Origin of the sequence: Streptomyces sp. DG1A-41 (genome assembly GCF_037055355.1) — a bacterium.
GTDB lineage: Bacteria > Actinomycetota > Actinomycetes > Streptomycetales > Streptomycetaceae > Streptomyces.
Genome location: NZ_CP146350.1, coordinates 6,842,858 through 6,866,772, shown reverse-complemented (window position 1 = coordinate 6,866,772; position 23,915 = coordinate 6,842,858). Strand labels below are relative to the sequence as shown.

Genomic DNA, 23,915 nt, shown 5'->3' with positions numbered 1-23,915 from the left:
GCTGGTACCGCACCACCATGCGGTGCGCATCAACCCGCTTTCCGCAGGGCGGGCGTGGGTGTCCGGCACCGTCGCCGCCCAGCTGAGCGGCGCTGGGCATCCACCGGAGACGTGATCGTCCCTTCCGAACGGCACACCCCCGTGCCATCGACCCACGACCCAGGACGAGGGGGCGCAGCATGGACGCATTCACCGCAGGACTTCTGCAGCGCATAAGGGCGACCGAGTCCGATCTGTCCCGGGCTCGCGACGAGGGCGACGACTTCCTCGTCGAGGTGGAGCAGGGTGAGCTCGACGACCTGCGCCGTCTCGCCGCCGAGCACGGTGTGGAGGTCGGCGCGACGAGCGTCTGATACGGCCGTACGAAGCGGGCTCCGGCGAATCCAGCGCCGGGGCCCGCTTCGTCGGTTCATGGGCCCTGTGGCCGGTGCTCGTCTCGGGAGCGGCCGGCGGTCAGTCGTGCCAGGCGCCGAAGTCCTCCAGCAGGCGCTGGAGGGGCTCGAAGACGCCCGGGGTACCCGCGACTGTCAGATCACCCGACGGGCGCTCTCCGGGGCGTCCACCCGTCAGCGCGCCCGCCTCCCGGGCGATCAGGTCGCCCGCCGCGAGGTCCCAGGCGTGCAGGCCGCGCTCGTAGTAGCCGTCGAGGCGCCCCGCAGCGAGGTCGCACAGGTCGACCGCCGCCGAGCCGCCGCGCCGGATGTCGCGCAGCAGCGGGATCAGCCGCTGGGCGACCTCGGCCTGGTGGGCGCGAACCTCTGCCACATAGTTGAAGCCCGTCGAGACCAGCGCCTGGTCCAGGGGCGGCGCGGGGCGGCAGGCCAGCCTGCGCTCGCCGTCCCAGGCCCCGGTGACCCAGGCGCCGCCGCCGAGCACCGCGTGGAACGTCTCGCCACGCATCGGGGCCGTGACGACTCCGACGACGGTCTCGCCGTCCTGCTCGGCGGCGATGGAGACGGCCCAGGTGGGCAGCCCGTACAGGTAGTTGACCGTGCCGTCGAGTGGGTCGATCACCCAGCGGACGCCGCTCGTGCCCTCCGTGGCGGCGCCCTCCTCGCCGAGGATGCCGTCGTCCGGGCGGCGCTCGGCGATCAGGCCGGTGATCAGCTTCTCGGCCGCGATGTCCATCTCCGTGACGACATCGATGGGACTGGACTTGGTCGCGGCCACCGCGAGGTCGGCCGGGCGCCCGTCCCGCAGCAGCGCGCCCGCGCGGCGAGCGGCCTCCTGGGCGAGTTCGAGCAGGTCCTTGTGCAGGGGGTCGGTCACGGGGCTCCTCACGCGTAGGGGCTGTCGGCGCCCGCCGCGGCGGGGCGGGGGGCGCGGGCCGGGCAGCAGCCGACCGGGCAGAGGTGGTGGCTCGGACCGAGGGCGCCCAGGGCGCAGGGGGTGATCTCCTGCCCGCGCTCGACGGCGGCGCGCTCCACGACGAGCTCGCGGATCGCGGCGGCGAACCTCGGGTCGGCGCCGACGGTCGCCGAGCGGCGCATCGGCAGCCCCAGCTCCTCCGCCTTGGCCTTGGCCTCCGTGTCGAGGTCGTAGAGGACCTCCATGTGGTCGGAGACGAACCCGATGGGGGCGATCACCACGGCCGGGACACCGGCCGCGTGCCGCTCCTGAAGGTGGTCGCAGATGTCGGGCTCGAGCCAGGGGATGTGCGGGGCGCCGGAGCGGGACTGGTAGACGAGCTGCCAGGGGTGGTCTACACCAGTGCGCTCCCGGACGGCGTCCGCGATCAGCTTCGCCACGTCCAGGTGCTGTCTGACGTACGCGCCGCCGTCGCCGTGGTCCTCGACGGGCCCGGAGGTGTCGGCGGAGGCCGTCGGGATCGAGTGCGTCGAGAAGGCGATGTGCGCCCCGTCCCGAACGTCCTCGGGCAGCTCGGCGAGGGACCGGATCACCCCGTCGATCATGGGCTCGAGGAACCCCGGGTGGTTGAAGTAGTGCCGCAACTTGTCGATCTTCGGCAGCTCCAGCCCCTCGGCCTCCAGGGCGGCGAGCGAGTCGGCGAGGTTCTCGCGGTACTGGCGGCAGCCCGAGTACGAGGCGTAGGCGCTGGTGGCGAGGACCAGGATGCGGCAGCGGCCGTCGCGGACCATCTCGCGCAGCGTGTCCGTCAGGTACGGCGCCCAGTTGCGGTTGCCCCAGTAGACCGGCAGGTCCAGGCCGTGGTCGGCGAAGTCCTTGCGCAGGGCGTCCAGCAGGGCGCGGTTCTGGTCGTTGATGGGGCTGACTCCGCCGAACAGGAAGTAGTGCTGCCCGACTTCCTTGAGACGTTCCTTGGGGATGCCGCGCCCACGCGTCACGTTCTCCAGGAACGGGACCACGTCGTCCGGGCCTTCCGGGCCGCCGAAGGAGAGCAGGAGCAGGGCGTCGTAGGGGGTGACATCGCGCGCGTCTGGCATGAGTCGATCCTGCCACCCTGCACTGACAGCCGGGAAACGGCGGGGTGACACCTGCGCGGCGGGCGGCCCCCGGCCGGCCTGACCCGTGCGTCGGGCGCACCGCCAGGCGTAATCTGTGGTGACTGCGTTCGCAGATTACTGAGCCTTTCGGAGACCCCGTGCCCAGCCCCTACCGCGCCCTGTTCGCCGCCCCCGGCTCCAAGGGTTTCTCCGCCGCGGGCTTCCTCGGCCGAATGCCGCTGTCGATGATGGGCATCGGCGTCGTGACGATGGTCTCCCAGCTCACCGGGCGGTACGGCCTGGCCGGTGCCCTGTCGGCCACCATCGCGCTGGCGGCGGCGGCGGCCGGACCGCAGGTGTCGCGGCTGGTGGACCAGTACGGACAGCGGCGGGTGCTGCGGCCGGCGACGCTGATCTCGCTGACCGCGGCGGCCGTCCTGCTGTTCGCGGCGCACCACGGGTGGCCGGACTGGGTGCTGTACGTGGCGTGCGTCGGCATCGGCTGCGTACCGAGCGTCGGCGCGATGATCCGGGCCCGCTGGGCGGCCCTGTACCGGGGCACGCCGCAGTTGCACACCGCGTACTCCCTGGAGTCCGTGGTGGACGAGGTGTGCTTCATCTTCGGGCCGATCATCTCCATCGGTCTGTCCACGGCCTGGTTCCCGGAGGCCGGTCCGCTGCTCGCCGCCTGCTTCCTGGCCGTCGGCGTCTTCTGGCTGACCGCGCAGCGCGCCACCGAGCCGAAGCCGCACCCGCGCGAGCACCGCGGTGGGGGCACGGCCATGCGCTCGCCGGGCCTTCAGGTCCTGGTGGCCACCTTCGTGGCGACCGGGGCGATCTTCGGGGCGGTCGACGTGGTCACCGTGGCCTTCGCCGACGAGCAGGGGCACAAGGCCGCCGCGAGCATCGTCCTCGCCCTGTACGCGGCCGGTTCCTGCGTGGCGGGCATGGTGTTCGGACTGCTGCACTTCGCCGGGGCGCCGGAACGCCGGTGGCTGCTGGGCGTGTGTGCCATGGCCGTGAGTATGATCCCCCTCCTACTGGTCGGGAACTTGCCGTTTCTGGCCGTGGCGCTGTTCGTTGCGGGTCTGTCCATCGCTCCGACGATGATCACGACGATGTCCCTCATCGAAGAGCACGTACCACGCGCGCAGCTCACCGAGGGCATGACCTGGGTGAGCACCGGGCTCGCGGTGGGGGTCGCGCTCGGCTCCTCCGCGGCCGGCTGGGTGATCGACGCGGCCGGGGCGCGTGCCGGGTACGGGGTTCCGGCGGTGGCCGGGGCCGTCGCGGTCGCGGTGAGTTTCCTCGGATTCCGTCGGCTCAAGCGGCCGGCTACGGGTCGGGGAGGCTCCGTTGAGCAGCACAGCGAACGGAAAGAACGGCACGTGGCGTAACTGGGGCGGCAACGTCTCCGCGCGGCCCGCGCGGGAGGTCACCCCGGCCTCCGTCGACGAGCTGGCCGCCGCCGTGCGGCGGGCCGCCGAGGACGGCCTGAAGGTGAAGGCCGTCGGCACCGGGCACTCCTTCACGTCCATAGCGGCGACCGACGGTGTGTTGATCCGCCCTCAACTGTTGACCGGCATACGCGACATTGATCGCGAGGCCATGACCGTCACGGTGGAGGCCGGCACCCCGCTCAAGAGACTCAACGTGGCCCTGGCGCGCGAGGGACTGTCGCTGACGAACATGGGCGACATCATGGAGCAGACGGTCTCCGGTGCCACCAGTACCGGCACGCACGGCACGGGCCGCGACTCCGGCTCGATCGCCGCCCAGATCAAGGGCCTGGAACTGGTCACCGCCGACGGCTCGGTCCTCACCTGCTCCGAGAAGGAGAACCCGGACGTCTTCGCGGCCGCACGCATCGGCCTCGGTGCCCTGGGCATCGTCACCGCGATCACTTTCGCCGTGGAGCCGGTCTTCCTGCTCACAGCCCGCGAGGAGCCGATGCCGTTCGACAGGGTCCTCTCCGACTTCGAGGAACTCTGGGCCGAGAACGAGCACTTCGAGTTCTACTGGTTCCCGCACACCGGGAACACCAACACCAAGCGCAACAACCGCAGCGCGGGCCCGGAGAAGCCGGTGCCACAGCTCCAGAGCCTGTTCGAGGACGAGTTCCTCTCCAACGGGGTCTTCCAGGTGGCCAACTGGGTCGGCCGCGCGGTGCCCGCCACGATCCCCGCGATCGCCCAGATCTCCAGCAAGGCCCTGTCCGCGCGGACCTACACCGACATCCCCTACAAGGTCTTCACGTCTCCGCGCCGAGTGCGCTTCGTGGAGATGGAGTACGCCGTTCCGCGCGCGGCCGTCGTCGAGGCGCTGCGCGAGCTGAAGACGATGGTCGACCGCTCCGGCCTGAAGGTCAGTTTCCCCGTGGAGGTGCGCACCGCTCCGGCCGACGACATCACGCTGTCCACCGCCTCGGGCCGGGACACCGCGTACATCGCCGTCCACATGTTCCAGGGCACGCCCTACCAGCGGTACTTCACCGCGGCCGAGCGGATCTTCACCGCCCACGACGGGCGCCCGCACTGGGGCAAGGTGCACGGCAGGGACGCCGAGTACTTCTCCCGGGTGTATCCGCGCTTCGCCGAGTTCACGGCGCTGCGGGACCGTCTCGACCCTGATCGGCGGTTCCAGAACGACTACTTGCGGAGGGTTCTGGGGGCGTAGGCGACGCACTGGGGGTGGTGTTCCCCGGGCCTTCGCTCCCCTCCGCACTCGATGTGGGTGCCCGTGCGGGGCCGGATGCCGTAACGCCACCTTGTCGGGTGAGGGTGAGGCGACCTCGCCCTCGGGGGTGACGCCGGTGCCGGACGAGTTGTTCGTCGTGGCGTCGCCATCACTGGAGGAGCCCAAGTCGCTTGAGGCGCCTGAGTCGTCGGAGAGTGAACTCGCCGGGCGCCGGAGGCATTGGCCCCCTCCGTCTCGAATTCGCTCGTTCCACCGACACCATCGGGCCTTTCACGCGTCCCCGGACCTTGCCCGCCTTCCCGCACACGGTCGTTCAACTCCACAGGAAGGGGACGCGTGTCCGAAACTGTAAGTTCCGTTTCTGGTGATTACGTGAAGTTCCCCACGTTCAAGATCACGAAAAGCGGGCACGAGGCGGCCGAGTCCGCCCTCTTGCCAGAAGTTGGACGGCGCGCCAATCCACGCACGTGGCCCAAATGGAGTACTGTTGCGAGCCCTGGGTCCGGTCTCCCGTCAGGGTGTACAGGGCCTTCAAGGACCGCCGGGAGGGGGCTAGTTGCACAGGGTGACAGAGTTCGTCACTTAGCGTTGCGAATAGGTAACCGTGCCATAACGGCGATCCAGGGCCCGCGCCCGACACGCCGGGCAACTCGGCAAGGTTGTGGCAGGCTGCACCCGGGCAGGCCACACTCGACTAGCGGAAGCAGCGACGCACGTGACGTCGGCAGGCACCACCCGGGAGGTCCCCATGCCCGAACTGCGTGTCGTGGCCGTCTCGAATGACGGCACACGGCTGGTGCTGAAGGCTGCGGACAGCACGGAGTACACGCTTCCGATCGACGAACGGCTCCGCGCCGCCGTGCGCGGCGACCGTCCCCGCCTCGGCCAGATCGAGATCGAGGTGGAGAGCCACCTCCGCCCCCGCGACATCCAGGCGCGTATACGTGCCGGCGCGACCGCGGAAGAGGTCGCGCAACTGGCCGGCATCCCCGTCGACCGGGTCCGCCGCTTCGAGGGCCCGGTGCTCGCCGAGCGTGCGTTCATGGCCGAGCGGGCCCGCAAGACCCCGGTCCGCCGCCCCGGCGAGAACTCCGGTCCGCCGCTGGGCGAGGCCGTGCAGGAGCGGCTGCTGCTGCGCGGTGCCGAGAAGGACACCGTCCAGTGGGACTCGTGGCGTCGCGACGACGGCACGTGGGAAGTCCTGCTCGTCTACCGCGTCGCGGGCGAACCGCACTCGGCGAGCTGGACGTACGACCCGCCCCGTCGGCTCGTCCAGGCCGTCGACGACGAGGCGCGCATGCTCATCGGCGAGTCCGACGACCTGGCCGCGCCCGAGCCCAGCTTCCCGTTCGTCCCGCGGATCGCCCGGCTGCCGCGCGACCGGCCGCTGGACCGTTCCGGCGACCGGGAGCGGCTCAGCCTTCCGGCACCGGCGTCCGAGCCGGTGGAGGAGAGCACGGATGAGCGGGACTCGCTGACCAGCCTGCTGGAGGCGGTGCCGAGCTTCCGCGGCGACCTGGTGGTGCCGGAGCGCCCGGCACTTGAGCCCGAGGAGGAGCCCGTCGCCGAACCGGAGGCGGAGGAGCCCCCGGCTCCCGCCGCCTCGGCAGGTTCCGCCTACGCGGACGTCCTCATGCCGCGTTCCGTCGGCAGCCACCGCGACCGGCTCATCGGTGCCACCGACCGCCAGGCCGAGGCCGACGGCGTCCGGCCGGGCCGCAGAGCCGCCGTCCCGAGCTGGGACGAGATCGTGTTCGGGACGCGGCGCAAGAAGCAGGAGTAAGTAGCCGGATCGGCTTCGGCTTCGGGAATGAGGGCCGCGCCTTCCAGGCGCGGTCCTCGCTCATGTCGGATTACCGGGGGTCCGGTCCCACCGCCACCGGCCGGTCCGGGTCCGAGGACCACTCCGACCACGAACCCACGTACAGCTCCGCCGGAATGCCCGCCACCGCCAGCGCCAGGACCTCGTGGGCCGCGGACACCCCCGACCCGCAGTACACGCCGACCCGCGCACCTTCGGTCACGCCAAGTCCCCTGAAACGCGCGCGCAGTTCCTCGGCGGCGAGGAAGCACCCGTCCGCCCCCACGTTCTCCGTGGTGGGCGCCGACACCGCTCCCGGGATGTGCCCGGCCACCGGATCGATCGGCTCCACCTCCCCCCGGTACCGCTCCCCCGCCCGCGCGTCCAGCAGCACCCCGGACCGCGCCAACGCCACGGCGGCGTCGGCGTCGAGCAGGCCGGCCGCCCCCGGCTCGGGCACGAAGTCGCCCTCGGCCGGTGTCGGCACGGTCTTCTCCAACGGCCCCTCCCAGGCCGGCAACCCGCCGTCGAGGACCCGCACGTCCGGGTGACCCGTCCAGCGCAGCAGCCACCACGCCCGGGCCGCCGCCCAGCCCTGGCCTCCGTCGTAGACGACCACCGGTGTCCTGGACGACACGCCCGCCCGGCGCATCACGGCGCCGAAGCGGGTTAGGTCGGGCAGCGGATGCCGGCCGCCCTTCCCCGGCACCGAGGCCAACTCCCGGTCCAGGTCGACGAAGACGGCCCCGGGAAGATGCCCTGCCTCGTACGCGGCCCGGCCGTCGTACGGCGGCTCGCCTGCCGCCTTGCCGGCGGTGAGCTGCCAGCGGACATCGAGCAGGACGGGCGGGTTGGCCCCCGTCAGATCGCTCGCGAGGTCGGATGTGGAGATGATGGCGTTCATGCCTCCATCCTCGCGCACAGGGGGGCCGAGCCGTCCGGGTCCGGCTACCCTGCTCGGTTGAGGCGGGGCCATCACATGGTGTACGGAAACAAGCACATGCTGTACACCTGAACGACACGTGCCGACAAGCGCGCCGCAAGGGACAGCACACCGCACATCAGGCATTCTCCCGGACAGCGGCCCGCCCCGCAGGGTGTACCCACGAGGGCTGCGCAGAGCACGCCTACCGCGAGGCCGAGAAGAGAGTGACGATGACCGACGCACGGGAGTCCGCCGGCCCGAACGGCGCAAGACCGGCTCGGAACGCGCCCGGCACGCCCTGCTGGGTGAGCCTGATGGTGCACGGGCCGGACGCGACCCAGGAGTTCTACGGAACGCTGTTCGGCTGGGAGTTCCAGCCGGGCCCCCAGCAACTCGGCCCGTATGTACGGGCGCTGCTCGACGGGCGCGAGGTGGCGGGCATCGGCCGGCTGCCGCCGGACCGCCATCTGCCCATCGCGTGGACCCCCTACTTCGCCTCGGACGACGCCGACCGGACCGCCGAGACGGTGCGCAGCTGCGGCGGCACGATCGGTGTGGGCCCGCTGGACGCCGCCGACGCCGGCCGCTTGGCGATCGGCTCCGATCCCTCGGGGGCGGTCTTCGGCGTCTGGCAGGCCGCCGGGCACCTCGGCACGGCCGTCTCGGGCGTCCCCGGCACGCCTGCCTGGAACGAGCTGCTGACCTTCGAGTCGGCGACCGTCGCCAAGTTCTACCGGACGGTGTTCGGCTTCCAGGAGGAGCCGGTGGTGTCCGCCGACCTCGACTACGTGATCCTGAACCTCGGGAGCGGGCCCGTCGCCGGCATCCACGGGCTGGGGCAGGCCCTGCCCCGCGACCGGGGCCCGCACTGGGGGACGTACTTCCAGGTCGCCGACGTCGACGACGCTCTGGACCATCTTGTGCATCTTGGCGGGCACGTCCTCAAGCCGGCCCACGACACCGCGCACGGCCGGGTGGCGACGGTGGCGGATCCGGAGGGGGCGCGGTTCGCGCTGCTGCAACGGCAGTGCTGACGGTCCGCCTGCCCGCCGGGGGCCGGGACCGCACCGCCGGGACCGCACCGCCGGGTGGTCAGGAGGACGACACCGGCAGCACGTCCGGGGACAGGGCCGCCGCGCGGGCCGTCGCCGAGGTCATGCGGCGCCTGTGGTGGCGGCGGCACAGGACCTCGTAGCCGATCTCGTCGGCGGAGTGGGTGACGTCGCCGACGACCACCTGGGCACCCTCGACGACCATGACGCCGCCTATCGTGCGGGCGTTGTGCGTGGCCCGGGCACCGCACCAGCACAGGGCCTCGACCTGGAGCACCTCGACCCGGTCGGCCAGCTCCACCAGCCGCTGGGAGCCGGGGAACAGCTTGGAGCGGAAGTCGGTCGTGATGCCGAAGGCGTAGACGTCGAGGCCCAGGTCGTCGACCACACGCGCGAGTTGGTCGATCTGCTCCGGCGCGAGGAACTGCGCCTCGTCGGCGATCACGTAGTCCGCGCGGCCGCCCTGCGAGAGGTGGTCGACGAGATAGGCGTAGAGGTCCTGGCCGTCCTCGACCTCCACCGCGTCCGTGACCAGACCGAGGCGCGAGGACAGCTTGCCCTCGCCGGCGCGGTCGTCACGCGAGAAGATCATGCCCTGGAGGCCTCGCGCCGAGCGGTTGTGCTCGATCTGGAGAGCCAGCGTCGACTTCCCGCAGTCCATCGTTCCGGAGAAGAACACCAGCTCGGGCATGTCGAGTTGAGCACCTTTCGGCGTGGCAGATCGGGGCGGGGCTTGCTTCAGGAGCGTACTTCGAGCAGCGGCACCAGCTGCTCGGCGGGGGTCATCGAACCGTGGTTGCCGACCATCGCCGACTCCTTCGGCTCCCGCTCGGAGGCGATGAGCAGGACGTCGTCGCGCGCGGCGGCGACCACGTCGCCGATACGGCCGTACACCCGCTCGTCGATCTGCGGGCCGAACCAGCCCGCCGCGATGGCCTCGTCGCGGGAGGCCACCCAGAACTGCTCGCCGAGCACCTCGCGCCAGCAGGTCAGGACGTCGTTCGCGGCGCCGGGCACCGCGTAGACGTGCCGGGCGCGGCCCTCGCCGCCGAGCAGGGCGACTCCGGCGCTCAGCTCCCAGTCCTCGTCGAAGTCGATGCGGTGCTGCTCGTCGAACGGCACGTCGATCATGCCGTGGTCGGCGGTGACGTAGAGGGCGCTGCGCGGCGGAAGTTGCTCCGCGAGGCGCTGGACCAGGCGGTCGGCGTACATGAGCTGGCCGCGCCAGGTGTCGGAGTCGACGCCGAAGCGGTGGCCGGCGCCGTCGACCTCGGCGAAGTACGTGTAGACCAGGGAGCGGTCGCCCGCGGCCAGTTGCTCGGCCGCCAGGTCCATCCGGTCCTCGCCGGTCAGCCGCCCGAGGAACGTTCCGCCGCTGAGCGCGACCCTGGTCAGCGGGGTGTTCTCGAAGGTCGGGGACGACACCTGCGCGGCGTGCACGCCCGCCTCGTGGGCCAGCTGGAAGACCGTCGGGTACGGCTGCCAGGGGCCGGGCGGGGCCCACGGCTGCCAGCGCAGCTGGTTCATCAGCTCGCCGGTGTCCGGGTTGCGCACGGTGTAGCCGGGCAGGCCGTGCACACCGGGCGGCAGGCCGGTGCCGACGGAGGCGAGGGAGGTGGCCGTGGTCGCCGGGAAGCCGGCGGTGAGCGGACGTCCGGTGCCGCCGCGCGAGGTGGCGAGCAGGGACGTCATGAAGGGGGCGTCCTCGGGGTGCGCCCTGAGCTGCTCCCAGCCGAGACCGTCGATCAGGAACACGCAGTTCCGGTCGGCGGGGGCCAGCTCGGGGATCGCGGCGGTCATGCCCGGCACGCCCAGGCCGGCGGCCAGCGTGGGCAGCAGGTCGGCGAGGGAACCGCTGCCGTACTCGGGGACCGGCGCGGAGGTGACGGTGAGCGGTTCGGGATGGTGGTCCCAGGCCGTGTTCGGCTGTGCCATCAGTGTGCGCTGTCCGCGGTCGCCTCGGAGAGAGCCTGCGCGAAGGCGAGTGCCTGGCGCACGGTCTCCGGTCCGTCCCCGGCCTCGCTGACGCGCAGGCTGAGGTCGTCCGCCGTCGAGTTGCCGGTGTAGCCGTGGTCCGCCTCGCAGTTGGGGTCGCCGCATGCGGCCGGCTCGAGGTCGATGCGGGAGACGGCGCCCCAGCCGATGGTGAGGACGACCTCACGGGGCAGCGTGCCCGGCTTGTACGACTCCGGGTTGGCGACCACGCGGCTGACCACGATCGACGAGATCCGGCTCAGCTTCACGGACTCCGTCGACGTCGTGGCGTACGGCGTCGGGGAGGTGCTGTCGGCGGCTTGCTCGTCGGTGTGGCTGACGATGAAGCGGTGGTCCGTGAGGACGAGCACCGTCACGTGCCGCCGCACCTCGTTCTGGTCGAACGTCGTCTCCTGGTGGACCAGGTACGACCGGATCGGCTCGCCGCCCACGGCGGCTTCCACCGCCTCGGCCACGAGGGCCGGGTAGTAGCCGCTGCGCTCGATCGCCGCCCGCAGCCCCTGGGTCGTCGTACTGGTCTTGGCCATGACGCCCATCCTACGGGGGCCCACTGACTGCGAGGCACCGCTCGCCCCCTGTCAGTACGCGGGGAGGGTCCGCGGGCCGAGGTCGTCGCGGGCGGGCGGTGGCGCGAGGCGGACGGAGGCGCCCAGGACGCTCAGGCCGTGCGAGGCGACGACGACCGGCTCCAGGGTGACCGCGACGACCTCGGGGTGGTCGTCGACCAGCCGGGACACCCGCAGCAGCAGCTGCTCCAGGGCGCGGGTGTCGGCCGGTGCGGAGCCGCGCCAGCCGAACAGCAGGGGTGCGGTGCGGATCGAGCGCACCAGCGAGGTCGCCTCCTTGTCGGTGACCGGGATCAGCCGGTGACCCGTGTCCCCGAGCAACTGCGAGGCGGCCCCGGCGAGCCCGAAGGAGAGCACGGCTCCGGCCGCGGGGTCGATCACGGCCCGTACCACGACGTCCACGCCGCGCGGCGCCATCCGCTGCACGACGGGATGCAGCTCCTCGGGCGCTCCGAACAGCTCGGTCAACTCGGTGTACGACCGCCGCAGTTGGTCCTCGTCCGCGAGGTCGAGGCGTACACCGCCCAAGTCGGCGCGGTGCCGCAGGTGCGGGGCGGTGGCCTTGAGGGCGACGGGGTAGCCGAGGGTCCGGGCGGCCTCGGCGGCGGCGTCGGGGGTCGGGGCGGGCAGGGCGCGGTGGACGGGGATGCCGTAGTGGCCGAGCAGGTCGCAGGTCTCTTCCGTGCCGAGGGTGAGTCCCTGCCCGCGCGCGAGGAGCCCGTCGATCAGCGTGGCGGCGCCCTTCTCGTCGATGTCCTCGTACTCGGGCACCTTGCCGGGGTCGGCGGCGTCGCGCCGCCACTGCGCGTAGCTGACGGCCTGAGCCAGGGCACGGACGGCACGTTCGGCGGCGGGGTAGGCGGGGATGAGGTGGGAGTCCTCCGAGGGTTCTTCGGGAGGCGTCGGGCGGGGGGTGAGCCGAGGGCCGGCTGGGCTGGTTCGCGGCGGATTGTCCGCGTCGGCCTGCGGTGCGGTGCTCGCCGCCGCCGACAGGGCCTCTGCCAGACCGCCCAGCTCCACGTGCACGACCAGGACCGGCTTGGCCGGTGCGGCGGCCGCCGCGGAGCGCAGCGCGTCGGCGAGGGCCGCGTCCGCGACCGAGCCCTCCCCCACCGCCGGTATGGCGGTGACCACCACGGCGTCGCACCGGTCGTCGGCGAGCGCCCGCGACAGGGCCGTGTGGAAGTCCGCGGCGGAGGCCGCCGTGGTCAGGTCCTGCGGGGGGTGCGGCCGCAGCCCCTCGGCGAGACAGGCCTCGTACGTGAGCAGGCCGAGCGACTCGGAGTTGCCGAGGATCGCCACCCGGGGCCCGGCCGGCAGCGGCTGGCGGGCGAGGAGCAGCCCGGCGTCCACCAGCTCGGTGATGGTGTCGACCCGAATGACGCCGGCCTGCCGCAGCAGCGCGGAGACGGTCGCGTGCGGCAGCCGGGTCGCCCGTACGGCGTGCCCCTGGGGAGCCGCTCCGTGCCGGGCGCCCTGGACCACGACCAGCGGCTTCGCGGCGGCGGTCCGGCGGGCGAGGCGGGTGAACTTGCGGGGGTTGCCGATGGACTCCAGGTACATGAGGACGACGTCGGTGTCGGGGTCCTCGTACCAGTACTGGAGGACGTCGTTGCCGGAGACGTCGGCCCGGTTGCCGGAGGAGACGAAGGTGGAGACGCCGGTCACGCCCGTGACGCCGCCGCCGCGCCGGTGCAGCCGGGACAGCAGCGCGATGCCGATGGCGCCGGACTGGGCGAACAGGCCGATGCGGCCCGGGCGCGGCACCTCGGGGGCGAGGGAGGCGTTGAGCCGTACCCGCGGGGAGGTGTTGATGATGCCGAAGGCGTTCGGTCCGATGATCCGCATGCCGTACGTGCGCGCGTGCCGCACGAGGGCGCGCTGGCGTTCGCGCCCCTCGGGGCCGCTCTCGGCGTACCCGGCGGAGACCACGACCAGCCCCTGCACGCCGTGTTCGCCGCACTCGGTGACGACCTCGGGGACGTGTTCGGCCGGCACGGCGACGACCGCGAGGTCGACCGGGCCGTCGATGTCCCGCACCGAGCGGTGGGCGGGCACCCCGTCGAGCTCCTTCTGCCCCTCGGGGAGTGCCTTGTTCACGGCGTAGAGGCGGCCGGTGTATCCGGCGTCGCGGATGTTGCCGAGGACGCTGCGGCCCACGCCGCCCGGCGTGCGCCCGGCGCCGATGACGGCGACCGAGCCGGGCGCGAGCAGCCGCTGCACGGACCGCGCCTCGGCACGGTGCTCGCGCGCGTACTGCACGGCGAGGGAGCGGTCGGTGGGTTCGAGGTCGAACTCCAGACGGACGACGCCGTCCTCGAAGCTGCGCTTCTGGGTGTACCCGGCGTCCGTGAACACCTTGATCATTTTGCTGTTGGCGGGCAGTACCTCGGCGGCGAAGCGGCGGATGCCGCGCTCGCGGGCGACGGCGGCGATGTGTTCGAGGAGAGCGGAGGCGACGCCTCGGCCTTGGTGGGCGTCCTGCACGAGGAAGGCGACCTCGGCCTCGTCGGCGGGCGCGGACGCGGGCGTTCCGTCCGCGCCGATCCGGTCGTAGCGTACGGTGGCGATGAACTCGCCGCCGACTGTGGCCGCGAGTCCCACCCGGTCCACAAAGTCGTGGTGCGTGAAGCGGTGGACGTCCTTGGCGGACAGGCGAGGGTACGGCGCGAAGAAGCGGTAGTACTTCGACTCGTCGGAGACCTGCTCGTAGAAGCTGACCAGGCGCTCGGCGTCATCAACGGTGATGGGCCGGATGCGCGCGGTACCACCGTCGCGCAGCACCACGTCGGCTTCCCAGTGGGCGGGATACTCGTGCCGGTCCGGCGAGGTCTGCATGGGCCCCAGAGTACGGCTAGCGCCTGACAACGGCGCGAGGCAGTCTGTGGAGGGCGTCAGTCGGGTCGAGGCCGCGATCCGACGGCACCCCGGGGCGGGACACCAGGACCGCTCCGGCAGCTTCACGTATGGGAAACTGGTCTAGACAACCCTGAAAACTGAAGGGCAGCAACACATGGCTGAGCGCCGCGTCAACGTCGGCTGGGCCGAGGGCCTTCACGCCCGCCCCGCCTCCATCTTCGTCCGAGCCGCCACGGCCGCAGGCGTCCCGGTGACGATCGCCAAGGCAGACGGCAAGCCCGTCAACGCGGCCTCCATGCTGGCCGTCCTCGGCCTCGGTGCCCAGGGTGGCGAGGAGATCGTCCTCGCCTCCGACGCCGAGGGCGCGGACGCCGCCCTGGACCGGCTGGCGAAGCTGGTCTCCGAGGGCCTCGAGGAACTGCCCGAGACCGTCTGAGCATTCTTTCGCGCCTGATCCGGTACATCCTGATCCGGTGCACTCTGAAGGGCTCGTCCGAATTCATCGGGCGAGCCCTTCGCCATTTCCGGTCATGGGTCGCCGATATCCCGTTCCCGGGCAGCAGAAATAATCCCCCGCGAATTACCTGCTCTTTGTATACGGCTCCCGTGTTAATGCCGCAGGCTCGCCGTGTTTACGGGATGTTGCGAGTTCCTCACACGCTCGCCCCGCTCCCCGGCGGAGCCGAAACGCAGCCGGTGCGCGCCTGTCGCGCGCTCGGCGTGCAGCGCCGTGACCGCCCGCGCGCGCTCGCTGTCACCGCGCGCCACGGCGTCCACGATCGCGCCGTGCTCGGTCCAGGACTCCACGGGACCGGCCGGCGCCTCGACGGTGTACATCCAGGCGATCTTGTGGCGGAGCTGGGTGAGCATCGAGGTCAGCGCGGGGCTGCCGGAGGCCTGCGCGAGCGTCTCGTGGAACCACCCTCCCAGGGAGCGCAGGTCGTCGCTGTTGCCCCGGCGCGCGCGCTCCTGGCCGAGCCTGACCAGGCCGCGCAGGACCTTCAGATGGGCCTCGGTGCGGCGCTGGGCGGCGCGGGCGGCCCCGAGCGGCTCCAGCAGCATGCGCATCTCCAGCAGGTCGGCGGCCTCCTGCTCGGTGGGTTCGGCGACGCACGCGCCCGCGTGCCGCCGGGTCACCACGAAGCCCTCGGCCTCCAGGGTGCGCAGGGCCTCCCGGACGGGGACGCGCGAGACGCCGTAGCGGCGGGCGAGGAGTTCCTCGGTCAGCCGGCTGCCGCGCTCGTAGACACCCGCGACGATGTCGTCCCGGATGGCCGTGCACACCGAGTGCGCGGGAATACGCATGACCGACCTCCGTTTAATCCCCGTGAAACGTCGACTAGTGACGCGTGTTCCGTGACTCTATTGCAATGAGCCGGAATTTCCGACGGCGGGCCGGAAACCATGGATATTTTTTGGACAGCCGGGCGTCACAAACGCCGAAAGCCCCGGCTCGGGAGCCGGGGCCTCGGGTGGCGGAGTGGTACGCCGTCAGACGTTGACGCCGTGCGAGCGCAGGTAGGCGACGGGGTCGATGTCGGAGCCGTACTCGGGGCTCGTACGCGCCTCGAAGTGCAGATGCGCACCGGTGACGTTGCCGGTCGCGCCGGACAGGCCGATCTGCTGGCCCGGAGTGACCTGCTGGCCCACCGAGACGCCGATGGACGACAGGTGGCCGTACTGGGTGTACGTCCCGTCGTTCATCTTGATCACGACCTGGTTGCCGTAGGCACCGCCCCAGCCGGCCTCGACGACCGTGCCCATGCCGACGGCGTGGACCGGGGTGCCGCTGGCGGCGTGGAAGTCGACGCCGGTGTGGCTGCCGGAAGACCAGACGGCGCCGCCGGCCTTGTAGCCGGTGGAGACGTACGAGCCGGAGATCGGGGGCACGAAGGTGTTGAGGCGCTTGCGCTCGGCCTCGCGGGCGGCGCGCTCCTTGGCTTCACGGGCCTTCTCGGCCGCTTCCTTGGCCTCCTCGGCCGCCTCGGCGGCCCGCTTGCGGGCGGCCTCCTCGGCCTTCTTCTTGGCGGCGGCCTCCTCGGCGGCCTGCTTCTGGGCGACGGCCTGGGCGTCGATCTGCTCGGCCACGGTGCCGCCCATGGTGACGACGGGGGTGAGACCGGTCTGCTCGACGGCGGGCTCGGCCGCGAAGGCCGGGGCTGCCACGGTGCCGATGACACCGGTGGTGGCGAGGGCCGCGACGCCCGCCGCGCGGGCCGTGCCGCGCTGCATCCGGCTGGGACGACGATGCTTCCCGGTGGCGCGGGTGAACGCCATGGAGTGCCTGGTCCTTTCCTTCCTTCTCGCCTACCGGGTTAGCTGACGGGTTCGGAGCAGGAAGGTCTCCTACGGACCCCCTCGCGACTCGCGCGGGCGTCCGATTCACCCCAGGGACTGCGTTGGGTCCCCGGCTCCCCTGGCTCGCGCCGTACGGGGACTCGGCGATGACTGTCCGGTGCCGCGGATGCGGCGCACTGCCTGACGAACAGCCCGGACGAACCTAAGCGGGGCCACTTTCAATTCCCAAACGGATCGCGGTTTTTGTAGCGCATCCCACAGGGCAGACAGGCAACCTCCGCATCAATTCGGGCATAAAGGAGCCCTGGTGCCTTAGAAGACAACCAGGGCCCCTACGCGCGCGTGCTCCTACTCGGCGGCCACGACCGAGACTTCGCCGATGCCCAGGGCCTCGACCGGGCCCTTGATCTGCGCCGCGTCGCCGACGAGGACCGTCACCAGACGGTCCACCGGGAAGGCGCTGACGGCCGCCGCGGTGGCCTCCACGGTCCCGGTCGCGGCGAGCTGCCGGTACAGCGTGGCCTGGTAGTCGTCGGGCAGGTGCTGCTCGACCTGGTCGGCCAGCGTGCTCGCGACGGCCGCCGCGGTCTCGTACTTCAGCGGCGCCACGCCGACCAGGTTCTGAACGGCGACGTCCCGCTCGCCGTCGGTCAGCCCCTCGGCGGCGAGGGTGCGCAGCACCGTCCAGAGGTCCTGGAGAGCCGGGCCGGTGTTGGGGGTGTCCACGGAGCCGCTGATGGCGAGCATCGCCGCACCCGTCCCGTCCGGGGCGGACCTCAGGACCTGACCGAAGGCCCGCACGCCGTAGGTGTAGCCCTTCTCCTCACGCAGCACGCGGTCCAGGCGGGAGGTGAGAGTGCCCCCGAGGCAGTAGGTGCCGAGCACCTGCGCGGGCCACACGCGATCGTGCCGGTCCGGTCCGATCCGGCCGATCAGCAGCTGCGTCTGGACGGCTCCGGGGCGGTCCACGATGACGACCCGGCCCGTGTCGTCGGCCGTCACCGGCGGTACCGGGCGCGGCTCGGCCGCGGAGCCGGTCCAGGCGCCCAGCGTGTCGCCGAGCAGGGCGTCGAGGTCGATGCCGGTGAGATCGCCGACGACCACGACGGTGGCCGTGGCGGGCCTGACGTGCCTCTCGTAGAAGGCGCGTACAGCCGAGGAGTCGATCGCGGCGACCGTCTCCTCGGTGCCCTGGCGGGGCCGCGACATGCGCGAGCTCGCCGGGAACAGCTCCTTGGAGAGTTCCTTGGCGGCGCGGCGGCCGGGGTTGGCCAGCTCGTGCGGGATCTCGTCGAGGCGGTTGCGGACCAGCCGCTCGACCTCGCTGTCGGCGAACGCGGGCGCCCGGAGGGCGTCGGCGATCAGGCCGAGCCCCTTGGCGAGCCGGGAGGCGGGCACCTCCAGGCTGAGCCGGACGCCGGGGTGGTCGGCGTGTGCGTCGAGGGTGGCGCCGGCGCGCTCCAGCTCGGCGGCGAACTCCTCGGCGGAGTGCTTGTCGGTGCCCTCGGAGAAGGCCCGGGCCATGATCGTGGCCACGCCGTCGAGGCCGGCCGGCTCGGCGTCCAGGGGCGCGTCCAGCAGCACCTCCACGGCGACGACCTGCTGGCCGGGGCGGTGGCAGCGCAGCACCGTCAGGCCGTTGCCGAGCGTGCCGCGCTCGGGGGCCGGGAAGGCCCACGGCTTGGCCTCGCCCGCCTGCGGCTGGGGGTGGAAGTCCATCGTGGCGAGCTCGGTCACTTGGCCGCCTCCTCGTTCTCGTTCAGGGCCGCGGCAGCGGTGTCCTCGGTAGTGTCGGCGTCCTCGGCGGTCTCCGCTGCGCCGGCGTCGTCGGCGACGGGCTCGTAGACGAGCACCGCGCGGTTGTCGGGGCGCAGGCGGGCCCTGGCTACCTCCTGGACCTCCTCGGCGGTCACGTCCAGCACGCGCTGCACGGCGGTCAGGGCGAGCTGCGGGTCGCCGAACAGGACGGCGTACCGGCAGAGTTCGTCGGCGCGGCCGGCGACCGTGCCGAGCCGGTCCAGCCACTCGCGCTCCAACTGGGCCTGGGCGCGCTCCATCTCCTCGGACGTGGGGCCCTCCTCGGCGAACCGGGCGAGCTCCTCGTCGATGGCGGACTCGATGACCGGGACCTCCACGTCACCGGACGTCTTCACGTCCAGCCATCCCAGGGAGGGCGCTCCGGCGAGCCGCAGCAGGCCGAAGCCTGCCGCCACGGCCGTACGGTCCCGCCGCACGAGGCGGTTGTACAGGCGGGAGGACTCGCCGCCGCCGAGGACGGTGAGGGCCAGGTCGGCCGCGTCGCACGCGCGCGTGCCGTCGTGCGGCAGGCGGTAGGCGGCCATCAGGGAGCGTGCCGGGACCTCCTCCTCGACGACCTCGCGCAGCTGCTCGCCGATGATCTCCGGCAGCGTGCCGTCCCGGGGCGCGGGCTTGCCGTCGTGGCCGGGGATGGAGCCGAAGTACTTCTCGATCCAGGCCAGGGTCTGCTCCGGGTCGATGTCGCCGACCACGGAGAGCACGGCGTTGTTCGGCGCGTAGTAGGTGCGGAAGAACGCGCGCGCGTCCTCCAGGGTGGCCGCGTCCAGGTCGGCCATCGAGCCGATCGGGGTGTGGTGGTAGGGGTGGCCCTCCGGGTAGGCGAGGGCGGTGAGCTTCTCGAAGGCGGTGCCGTAGGGGACGTTGTCGTAGCGCTGCCGGCGCTCGTTCTTGACGACGTCCCGCTGGTTCTCCATCGACTCGTCGTCGAGCGCGGCCAGCAGGGAGCCCATGCGGTCGGCCTCCAGCCAGAGGGCGAGCTCCAGCTGGTGGGCGGGCATGGTCTCGAAGTAGTTGGTCCGCTCGAAGCTGGTGGTGCCGTTCAGCGAGCCGCCCGCACCCTGGACGAGCTCGAAGTGGCCGTTGCCCTTCACCTGGGCGGAGCCCTGGAACATCAGGTGCTCGAAAAGGTGAGCCAGGCCGGTACGCCCCTTGACTTCGTGGCGCGAGCCGACGTCGTACCAGAGGCACACCGCCGCGACCGGGGTCAGGTGGTCCTCGGAGAGCACCACGCGCAGGCCGTTGGCCAGGCGGTGCTCGGTCGCTGTCAGGCCCCCGGAGCCTGCCTGGGCTGTGGCCGTGTGACCCATGGGCATGTACGTCCCTTCGATCGCGGCGCGGTCGTTCGAACCGCGGTTTTCCTGGCGAGTCCTGCCACTGTATGCAAGCGCGCGGGGCCCTGGTGAAGTTCCCGGGGGGCGTACGCGGAGAGCGAGAGGGGGAAGCGGCCGGGGGGCGGTGTGCGGTGGTGGGAGCGCGCCCGGCGGACCCGGCAGGGCCGCGCCCGCGCGCGGTGATCCCGGCACACGGCCGGCGGCCCGGAGCCGGGAGACCGCCGGTCGAAGACCAGACCGCGGACGGGCAGGCCCGCGGCAGTCCTCCGAGGGGGGTCCCGGCCGCCGCCGCGGCCCGGCGAGCGGCACCCGCCGGCACACGGCCGACCGCCCGGAGCCGGGAGGACCCCGGCCGAAAGACCGCGGACAGGCCAGCCCGCGGCAGTTTTCCGGCGGGGACCCGGCCGCCGCCTCGGCCCGGCGAGCGGCACCCGCGGCCCGCGTACAGACCCCTGTCGGGGAGGCCGTGGACCGGGCCCTGGTCCCGGTTGTCAGTGCGGCGGTCCACAATGGTCGGCGTCAGATCTCGTTCAACGCTTCAGCAAGGAGCCGGCAGCGATGGCCCGCCGCAGCACGAAGACCCCGCCGCCCGACGACTCGTACGAGGAGAGAATCCTCGACATCGACGTCGTCGACGAGATGCAGGGCTCCTTCCTCGAGTACGCGTACTCGGTCATCTACTCCCGCGCCCTGCCCGACGCGCGCGACGGCCTCAAGCCGGTGCACCGCCGCATCGTCTACCAGATGAACGAGATGGGCCTGCGCCCCGAGCGCGGGTACGTCAAGTGCGCCCGCGTCGTCGGCGAGGTGATGGGCAAGCTGCACCCGCACGGCGACACGTCGATCTACGACGCCCTCGTGCGCATGGCCCAGCCCTTCTCGATGCGCGTCCCCCTGGTCGACGGCCACGGCAACTTCGGCTCTCTGGGCAACGACGACCCGCCGGCCGCCATGCGGTACACCGAGTGCCGGATGGCCGAGGCGACGAGCCTCATGACGGAGTCCATCGACGAGGACACCGTCGATTTCAACCCCAACTACGACGGCCAGGAGCAGGAACCGGTGGCACTGCCGGCCGCCTTCCCGAACCTCCTGGTCAACGGCGCCTCGGGCATCGCGGTCGGTATGGCCACGAACATGCCGCCGCACAACCTGCGCGAGGTGATCGCCGCCGCCCGCCACCTGATCAGGCACCCGAACGCGGACCTCGACGCCCTGATGAAGCACGTCCCGGGCCCCGACCTGCCCACGGGCGGCCGCATCGTCGGCCTGTCCGGCATCCGGGACGCGTACGAGACGGGCCGCGGCACGTTCAAGATGCGCGCCACGGTGTCCGTGGAGGACGTGACGGCCCGCCGCAAGGGTCTCGTGGTCACCGAGCTGCCCTTCACGGTCGGCCCGGAGAAGGTGATCGCCAAGATCAAGGACCTGGTCGGCTCGAAGAAGCTCCAGGGCATCGCCGACGTCAAGGACCTCACGGACCGAGCGCACGGCCTGCGCCTGGTCATCGAGATCAAGAACGGCTTCGTGCCGGAGGCGGTCCTGGAGCAGCTGTACAAGCTGACGCCGATGGAGGAGTCCTTCGGCATCAACAACGTCGCCCTGGTCGACGGCCAGCCGCTCACGCTGGGTCTGAAGGAGCTGCTGGAGGTCTATCTCGACCACCGCTTCACCGTCGTGCGGCGGCGTTCGGAGTTCCGCCGCGGCAAGAAGCGCGACCGGCTGCACCTGGTCGAGGGTCTGCTGACGGCCCTGCTGGACATCGACGAGGTCATCCGCCTCATCCGCTCCAGCGAGAACTCGGCGCAGGCGAAGCAGCGCCTGATGGAGCATTTCTCGCTGAGCGAGGTGCAGACGCAGTACATCCTCGACACACCGCTGCGCCGTCTGACCAAGTACGACCGCATCGAGCTGGAGGCGGAGAAGGACCGGCTCAACGCGGAGATCGAGGAACTGACCCGGATCCTCGACTCGGACGCGGAGCTGCGCAAGCTGGTCTCCTCCGAACTGGCCACGGTCGCCAAGAAGTTCGGCACCGACCGGCGTACGGTCCTGCTGGAGTCGGGTGGTGCCCCGGTCGCCGCCGTGCCGCTCCAGGTGGCCGACGACCCGTGCCGGGTGCTGCTGTCCTCGACGGGTCTGCTGGCCCGGACGGCGAACGGCGAGCCGTTCGCGGAGGACGCCGGCGCCAAGCGTGTGAAGCACGACGTGATCGTCTCGGCGGTGCCGGCCACCGCCCGCGGCGAGGTGGGCGCGGTCACCTCGGCGGGCCGGCTGCTGCGGCTGAACGTGATCGACCTGCCCCAGCTCCCGGAGTCGATGCCGACGCCGAACCTCGCGGGAGGCGCCCCGCTGGCGGAGTTCGTCTCCCTGGAGGACGACGAGACGGTGGCCTGCCTGACGACGCTCGACGAGTCGTCGCCGGGTCTGGCGCTCGGCACGGAACAGGGCGTGGTCAAGCGGGTCGTGCCGGACTATCCGTCCAACAAGGGGGAGCTGGAGGTGATCACCCTCAAGGAGGGTGACCGGATCGTCGGCGCGGTCGAGCTGCGCACCGGCGAGGAGGATCTGGTCTTCATCACCGACGACGCCCAGTTGCTGCGCTTCCAGGCGTCCCAGGTCCGCCCGCAGGGCCGCCCGGCCGGCGGCGTGGCCGGCATCAAGCTCTCCGACGGCGCGAAGGTCATCTCGTTCACGGCGGTGGACCCGGCCGCGGACGCCGTGGTCTTCACCGTCGCCGGCTCGCGGGGCACGCTGGACGACTCCGTGCAGACGACGGCCAAGATGACCCCGTTCGACCAGTACCCGCGCAAGGGCCGCGCCACCGGCGGCGTCCGCTGCCAGCGGTTCCTGAAGGGCGAGGACTGTCTGTCCCTGGCCTGGGCGGGCCCGGCCCCGGCCCTCGCGGCACAGAAGAACGGCACCCCGGCCGACCTCCCGGAAATGGACCCGCGGCGTGACGGCTCGGGTGTGTCCCTGGCGAAGACGGTGGCGGTGGTGGCGGGGCCGGTCTAGGGCCCTCAGGCGGAGGGCTCAGGCAGGCTCTGCCGGGTCCTCCTCCGGATTGCGTACGTACCGGAGGACGCCCCACATGCCGCGCTCGTCGGCGTGGGAGGCGTCGCTCCGGCACGCGCCGAGTTCCTTGTCGAGGGCGGAGGCGTCGATGTTGGAGCCGATGAGGACCAGCTGGGTCAGGCGTTCGCCGCCGGCAGGCCAGGGCTCCGGGTAGAAGCGCAGGAACCGCCCGACGGCATGGACGGCGTAGCGGTTGCGGACGTCGTACGGCCCGAAGTCGACGTAGCCCTTGATCCGGTACAGCCCCTCGGGCCGGCTGTCGAGGAACTCCATCAGCCGGCGCGGGTCGAGGGGCTCCCGCGAGACGAACGACAGGCTGTCGTAGTCGATGTGCAGGTGCCCGGCGTGGTCGTCCGCGCCGTGATCGTGCAGGTCGTCGAAGGACAGCTGACCGATGCGCTCCTCGCTCGGCCTGCAGTCGAAGAGGAACTCGGGATCGATCCGGCCGTAGGAGGCCGGGACGACGGCGGCGCGGTCGACGAGGGACCGGACCAGTCCGAGGACGCGTTCGCCGTCCGCCGCCCGGTCGAACTTGTTGACCACGACGAGATCGGCCAGCGCGAGATGCCGGTCGATCTCGGGGTGCCTGGACCGGGTGTCGTCGAACTCGGCGGCGTCGACGACCTCGACGAGCCCGCCGTACACGATTCCCGGGTGCTCGCTGGCGAGCACCATCCGCACGAGTTCCTGCGGCTCGGCCAGCCCGCTCGCCTCGATGACGATGACGTCGATGCCGAGGGAGGGTTCCGCGAGCCGTTCCAGGTACTGGTCCAGCTCACTCGCGTCGACGGCACAGCACAGACACCCGTTGCCGAGCGAGACCGTCGAATCGCCGAGCGCTCCCGCCACGGCCATCGCGTCGATCTCGATGGCCCCGAAGTCGTTGACGATGGCTCCGATGCGGCTGCCGCCGCTGCGGTGGAGGAGGTGGTTGAGGAGTGTGGTCTTCCCCGAGCCGAGGAATCCGGCCAGGACGACGACCGGGATCTGCTGCTGTCTCGGGCTCGGCAAACTCACCGTGCGACCTCTCTCACGCCGACGCGTGCACCGGCTCGCGTTCCCGGCACACGTACGAGGATGGGATGCCGCCCCA

General features: G+C 71.9%; 19 protein-coding genes and 1 riboswitch. Of the genes, 7 read left to right on the top strand and 12 right to left on the bottom strand.

What is annotated here, in order from left to right; translation table 11 throughout:
- The first annotated feature begins 179 nt into the window (after nt 1–179).
- Nucleotides 180–353 carry a hypothetical protein gene (locus tag V8690_RS32085; RefSeq protein WP_010035018.1) on the top strand — a complete coding sequence of 58 codons (174 nt, stop codon included), beginning with the start codon at nt 180–182 and terminating at the stop codon, nt 351–353.
- 100 nt (nt 354–453) lie between these two features.
- Here the strand turns inward: V8690_RS32085 and V8690_RS32080 are convergent, their stop codons facing one another.
- Both V8690_RS32080 and V8690_RS32075 read right to left on the bottom strand, forming a co-directional pair.
- Nucleotides 454–1,269 (bottom strand): inositol monophosphatase family protein, encoded by an 816-nt coding sequence (locus tag V8690_RS32080; RefSeq protein ID WP_338783579.1) that lies wholly within the window; start codon nt 1,267–1,269, stop codon nt 454–456.
- Nucleotides 1,270–1,277: 8 nt separating this feature from the next.
- On the bottom strand, nt 1,278–2,405 hold the full coding sequence (locus tag V8690_RS32075) for a ferrochelatase (protein ID WP_338783578.1): 1,128 nt from the start codon (nt 2,403–2,405) through the stop codon (nt 1,278–1,280).
- A gap of 158 nt (nt 2,406–2,563) precedes the next feature.
- Between V8690_RS32075 and V8690_RS32070 the strand changes: the two genes are divergently transcribed.
- The 3 genes from V8690_RS32070 (at nt 2,564) to sepH (ending at nt 6,885) form a co-directional block, all read left to right on the top strand.
- Nucleotides 2,564–3,802 (top strand): MFS transporter, encoded by a 1,239-nt coding sequence (locus V8690_RS32070; protein ID WP_338783577.1) that lies wholly within the window; start codon nt 2,564–2,566, stop codon nt 3,800–3,802.
- Nucleotides 3,762–5,081: a D-arabinono-1,4-lactone oxidase gene (locus V8690_RS32065; protein ID WP_338783576.1), complete on the top strand. Its 1,320-nt coding sequence runs from the start codon at nt 3,762–3,764 to the stop codon at nt 5,079–5,081. The genes V8690_RS32070 and V8690_RS32065 overlap by 41 nt, the downstream gene beginning before the upstream one ends.
- Before the next feature lie 769 nt (nt 5,082–5,850).
- Nucleotides 5,851–6,885 (top strand): septation protein SepH, encoded by a 1,035-nt coding sequence (gene sepH / locus V8690_RS32060; RefSeq protein WP_338783575.1) that lies wholly within the window; start codon nt 5,851–5,853, stop codon nt 6,883–6,885.
- Between the two features lie 70 nt (nt 6,886–6,955).
- Here sepH and V8690_RS32055 read toward each other — a convergent pair whose 3' ends face one another.
- Nucleotides 6,956–7,807: a sulfurtransferase gene (locus V8690_RS32055; RefSeq protein WP_338783574.1), complete on the bottom strand. Its 852-nt coding sequence runs from the start codon at nt 7,805–7,807 to the stop codon at nt 6,956–6,958.
- A 251-nt stretch (nt 7,808–8,058) separates the two neighbouring features.
- Between V8690_RS32055 and V8690_RS32050 the strand changes: the two genes are divergently transcribed.
- Nucleotides 8,059–8,862: a VOC family protein gene (locus V8690_RS32050; protein ID WP_338783573.1), complete on the top strand. Its 804-nt coding sequence runs from the start codon at nt 8,059–8,061 to the stop codon at nt 8,860–8,862.
- 58 nt (nt 8,863–8,920) lie between these two features.
- Here the strand turns inward: V8690_RS32050 and V8690_RS32045 are convergent, their stop codons facing one another.
- Genes V8690_RS32045 through V8690_RS32030 form a run of 4 tightly spaced genes read right to left on the bottom strand, consistent with a single transcriptional unit; the run spans nt 8,921 to nt 14,279 of the window.
- Nucleotides 8,921–9,571 carry a thymidine kinase gene (locus tag V8690_RS32045; protein ID WP_274820315.1) on the bottom strand — a complete coding sequence of 217 codons (651 nt, stop codon included), beginning with the start codon at nt 9,569–9,571 and terminating at the stop codon, nt 8,921–8,923.
- A gap of 47 nt (nt 9,572–9,618) precedes the next feature.
- Nucleotides 9,619–10,815, bottom strand: coding sequence for a nucleotide pyrophosphatase/phosphodiesterase family protein (locus V8690_RS32040; protein ID WP_338783572.1), 1,197 nt, complete (start codon nt 10,813–10,815; stop codon nt 9,619–9,621).
- Nucleotides 10,815–11,411 carry a DUF5998 family protein gene (locus V8690_RS32035; protein ID WP_338785527.1) on the bottom strand — a complete coding sequence of 199 codons (597 nt, stop codon included), beginning with the start codon at nt 11,409–11,411 and terminating at the stop codon, nt 10,815–10,817. Before V8690_RS32035 ends, V8690_RS32040 begins: the two co-directional genes overlap by 1 nt.
- A 42-nt stretch (nt 11,412–11,453) precedes the next feature.
- Nucleotides 11,454–14,279, bottom strand: coding sequence for a GNAT family N-acetyltransferase (locus V8690_RS32030; RefSeq protein ID WP_338783571.1), 2,826 nt, complete (start codon nt 14,277–14,279; stop codon nt 11,454–11,456).
- 175 nt (nt 14,280–14,454) lie between these two features.
- On the opposite strand from V8690_RS32030, the gene V8690_RS32025 reads away from it, so the two are divergent.
- The gene (locus V8690_RS32025) at nt 14,455–14,736 is read left to right on the top strand and encodes an HPr family phosphocarrier protein (protein WP_033308341.1); all 282 of its coding nucleotides are present in this window, start codon (nt 14,455–14,457) and stop codon (nt 14,734–14,736) included.
- Between the two features lie 173 nt (nt 14,737–14,909).
- On the opposite strand, the gene V8690_RS32020 is transcribed toward V8690_RS32025, so the two are convergent.
- The 4 genes from V8690_RS32020 to V8690_RS32005 form a co-directional block, all read right to left on the bottom strand.
- A complete protein-coding gene (locus V8690_RS32020; RefSeq protein ID WP_338783570.1) occupies nt 14,910–15,605 on the bottom strand; it encodes a GntR family transcriptional regulator in 696 nt (231 codons plus the stop codon).
- 186 nt (nt 15,606–15,791) lie between these two features.
- Nucleotides 15,792–16,577 (bottom strand): M23 family metallopeptidase, encoded by a 786-nt coding sequence (locus tag V8690_RS32015; RefSeq protein ID WP_338783569.1) that lies wholly within the window; start codon nt 16,575–16,577, stop codon nt 15,792–15,794.
- 13 nt (nt 16,578–16,590) lie between these two features.
- Nucleotides 16,591–16,754, bottom strand: a riboswitch (cyclic di-AMP (ydaO/yuaA leader).
- 192 nt (nt 16,755–16,946) lie between these two features.
- Nucleotides 16,947–18,335 carry a pitrilysin family protein gene (locus tag V8690_RS32010; RefSeq protein ID WP_338783568.1) on the bottom strand — a complete coding sequence of 463 codons (1,389 nt, stop codon included), beginning with the start codon at nt 18,333–18,335 and terminating at the stop codon, nt 16,947–16,949.
- Nucleotides 18,332–19,729, bottom strand: coding sequence for a pitrilysin family protein (locus V8690_RS32005; protein WP_338783567.1), 1,398 nt, complete (start codon nt 19,727–19,729; stop codon nt 18,332–18,334). Before V8690_RS32005 ends, V8690_RS32010 begins: the two co-directional genes overlap by 4 nt.
- Nucleotides 19,730–20,305: 576 nt before the next feature.
- On the opposite strand from V8690_RS32005, the gene V8690_RS32000 reads away from it, so the two are divergent.
- Nucleotides 20,306–22,762 (top strand): DNA topoisomerase IV subunit A, encoded by a 2,457-nt coding sequence (locus tag V8690_RS32000; RefSeq protein ID WP_338783566.1) that lies wholly within the window; start codon nt 20,306–20,308, stop codon nt 22,760–22,762.
- Between the two features lie 18 nt (nt 22,763–22,780).
- Here the strand turns inward: V8690_RS32000 and V8690_RS31995 are convergent, their stop codons facing one another.
- The gene (locus V8690_RS31995) at nt 22,781–23,839 is read right to left on the bottom strand and encodes a GTP-binding protein (RefSeq protein WP_338783565.1); all 1,059 of its coding nucleotides are present in this window, start codon (nt 23,837–23,839) and stop codon (nt 22,781–22,783) included.
- Nucleotides 23,840–23,915 lie beyond the last annotated feature (76 nt).

Coding starts and splice junctions, on each gene's coding strand:
- V8690_RS32030 (WP_338783571.1), bottom strand. CDS start 14,279: ATGCAGACCTCGCCGGACCGGCACGAGTATCCCGCCCACTGGGAAGCC.
- V8690_RS32005 (WP_338783567.1), bottom strand. CDS start 19,729: ATGCCCATGGGTCACACGGCCACAGCCCAGGCAGGCTCCGGGGGCCTG.
- V8690_RS32045 (WP_274820315.1), bottom strand. CDS start 9,571: ATGCCCGAGCTGGTGTTCTTCTCCGGAACGATGGACTGCGGGAAGTCG.
- V8690_RS32015 (WP_338783569.1), bottom strand. CDS start 16,577: ATGGCGTTCACCCGCGCCACCGGGAAGCATCGTCGTCCCAGCCGGATG.
- V8690_RS32035 (WP_338785527.1), bottom strand. CDS start 11,411: ATGGGCGTCATGGCCAAGACCAGTACGACGACCCAGGGGCTGCGGGCG.
- V8690_RS32025 (WP_033308341.1), top strand. CDS start 14,455: ATGGCTGAGCGCCGCGTCAACGTCGGCTGGGCCGAGGGCCTTCACGCC.
- sepH (WP_338783575.1), top strand. CDS start 5,851: ATGCCCGAACTGCGTGTCGTGGCCGTCTCGAATGACGGCACACGGCTG.
- V8690_RS32040 (WP_338783572.1), bottom strand. CDS start 10,815: ATGGCACAGCCGAACACGGCCTGGGACCACCATCCCGAACCGCTCACC.
- V8690_RS32020 (WP_338783570.1), bottom strand. CDS start 15,605: ATGCGTATTCCCGCGCACTCGGTGTGCACGGCCATCCGGGACGACATC.
- V8690_RS32000 (WP_338783566.1), top strand. CDS start 20,306: ATGGCCCGCCGCAGCACGAAGACCCCGCCGCCCGACGACTCGTACGAG.
- V8690_RS32085 (WP_010035018.1), top strand. CDS start 180: ATGGACGCATTCACCGCAGGACTTCTGCAGCGCATAAGGGCGACCGAG.
- V8690_RS32075 (WP_338783578.1), bottom strand. CDS start 2,405: ATGCCAGACGCGCGCGATGTCACCCCCTACGACGCCCTGCTCCTGCTC.
- V8690_RS32055 (WP_338783574.1), bottom strand. CDS start 7,807: ATGAACGCCATCATCTCCACATCCGACCTCGCGAGCGATCTGACGGGG.
- V8690_RS32050 (WP_338783573.1), top strand. CDS start 8,059: ATGACCGACGCACGGGAGTCCGCCGGCCCGAACGGCGCAAGACCGGCT.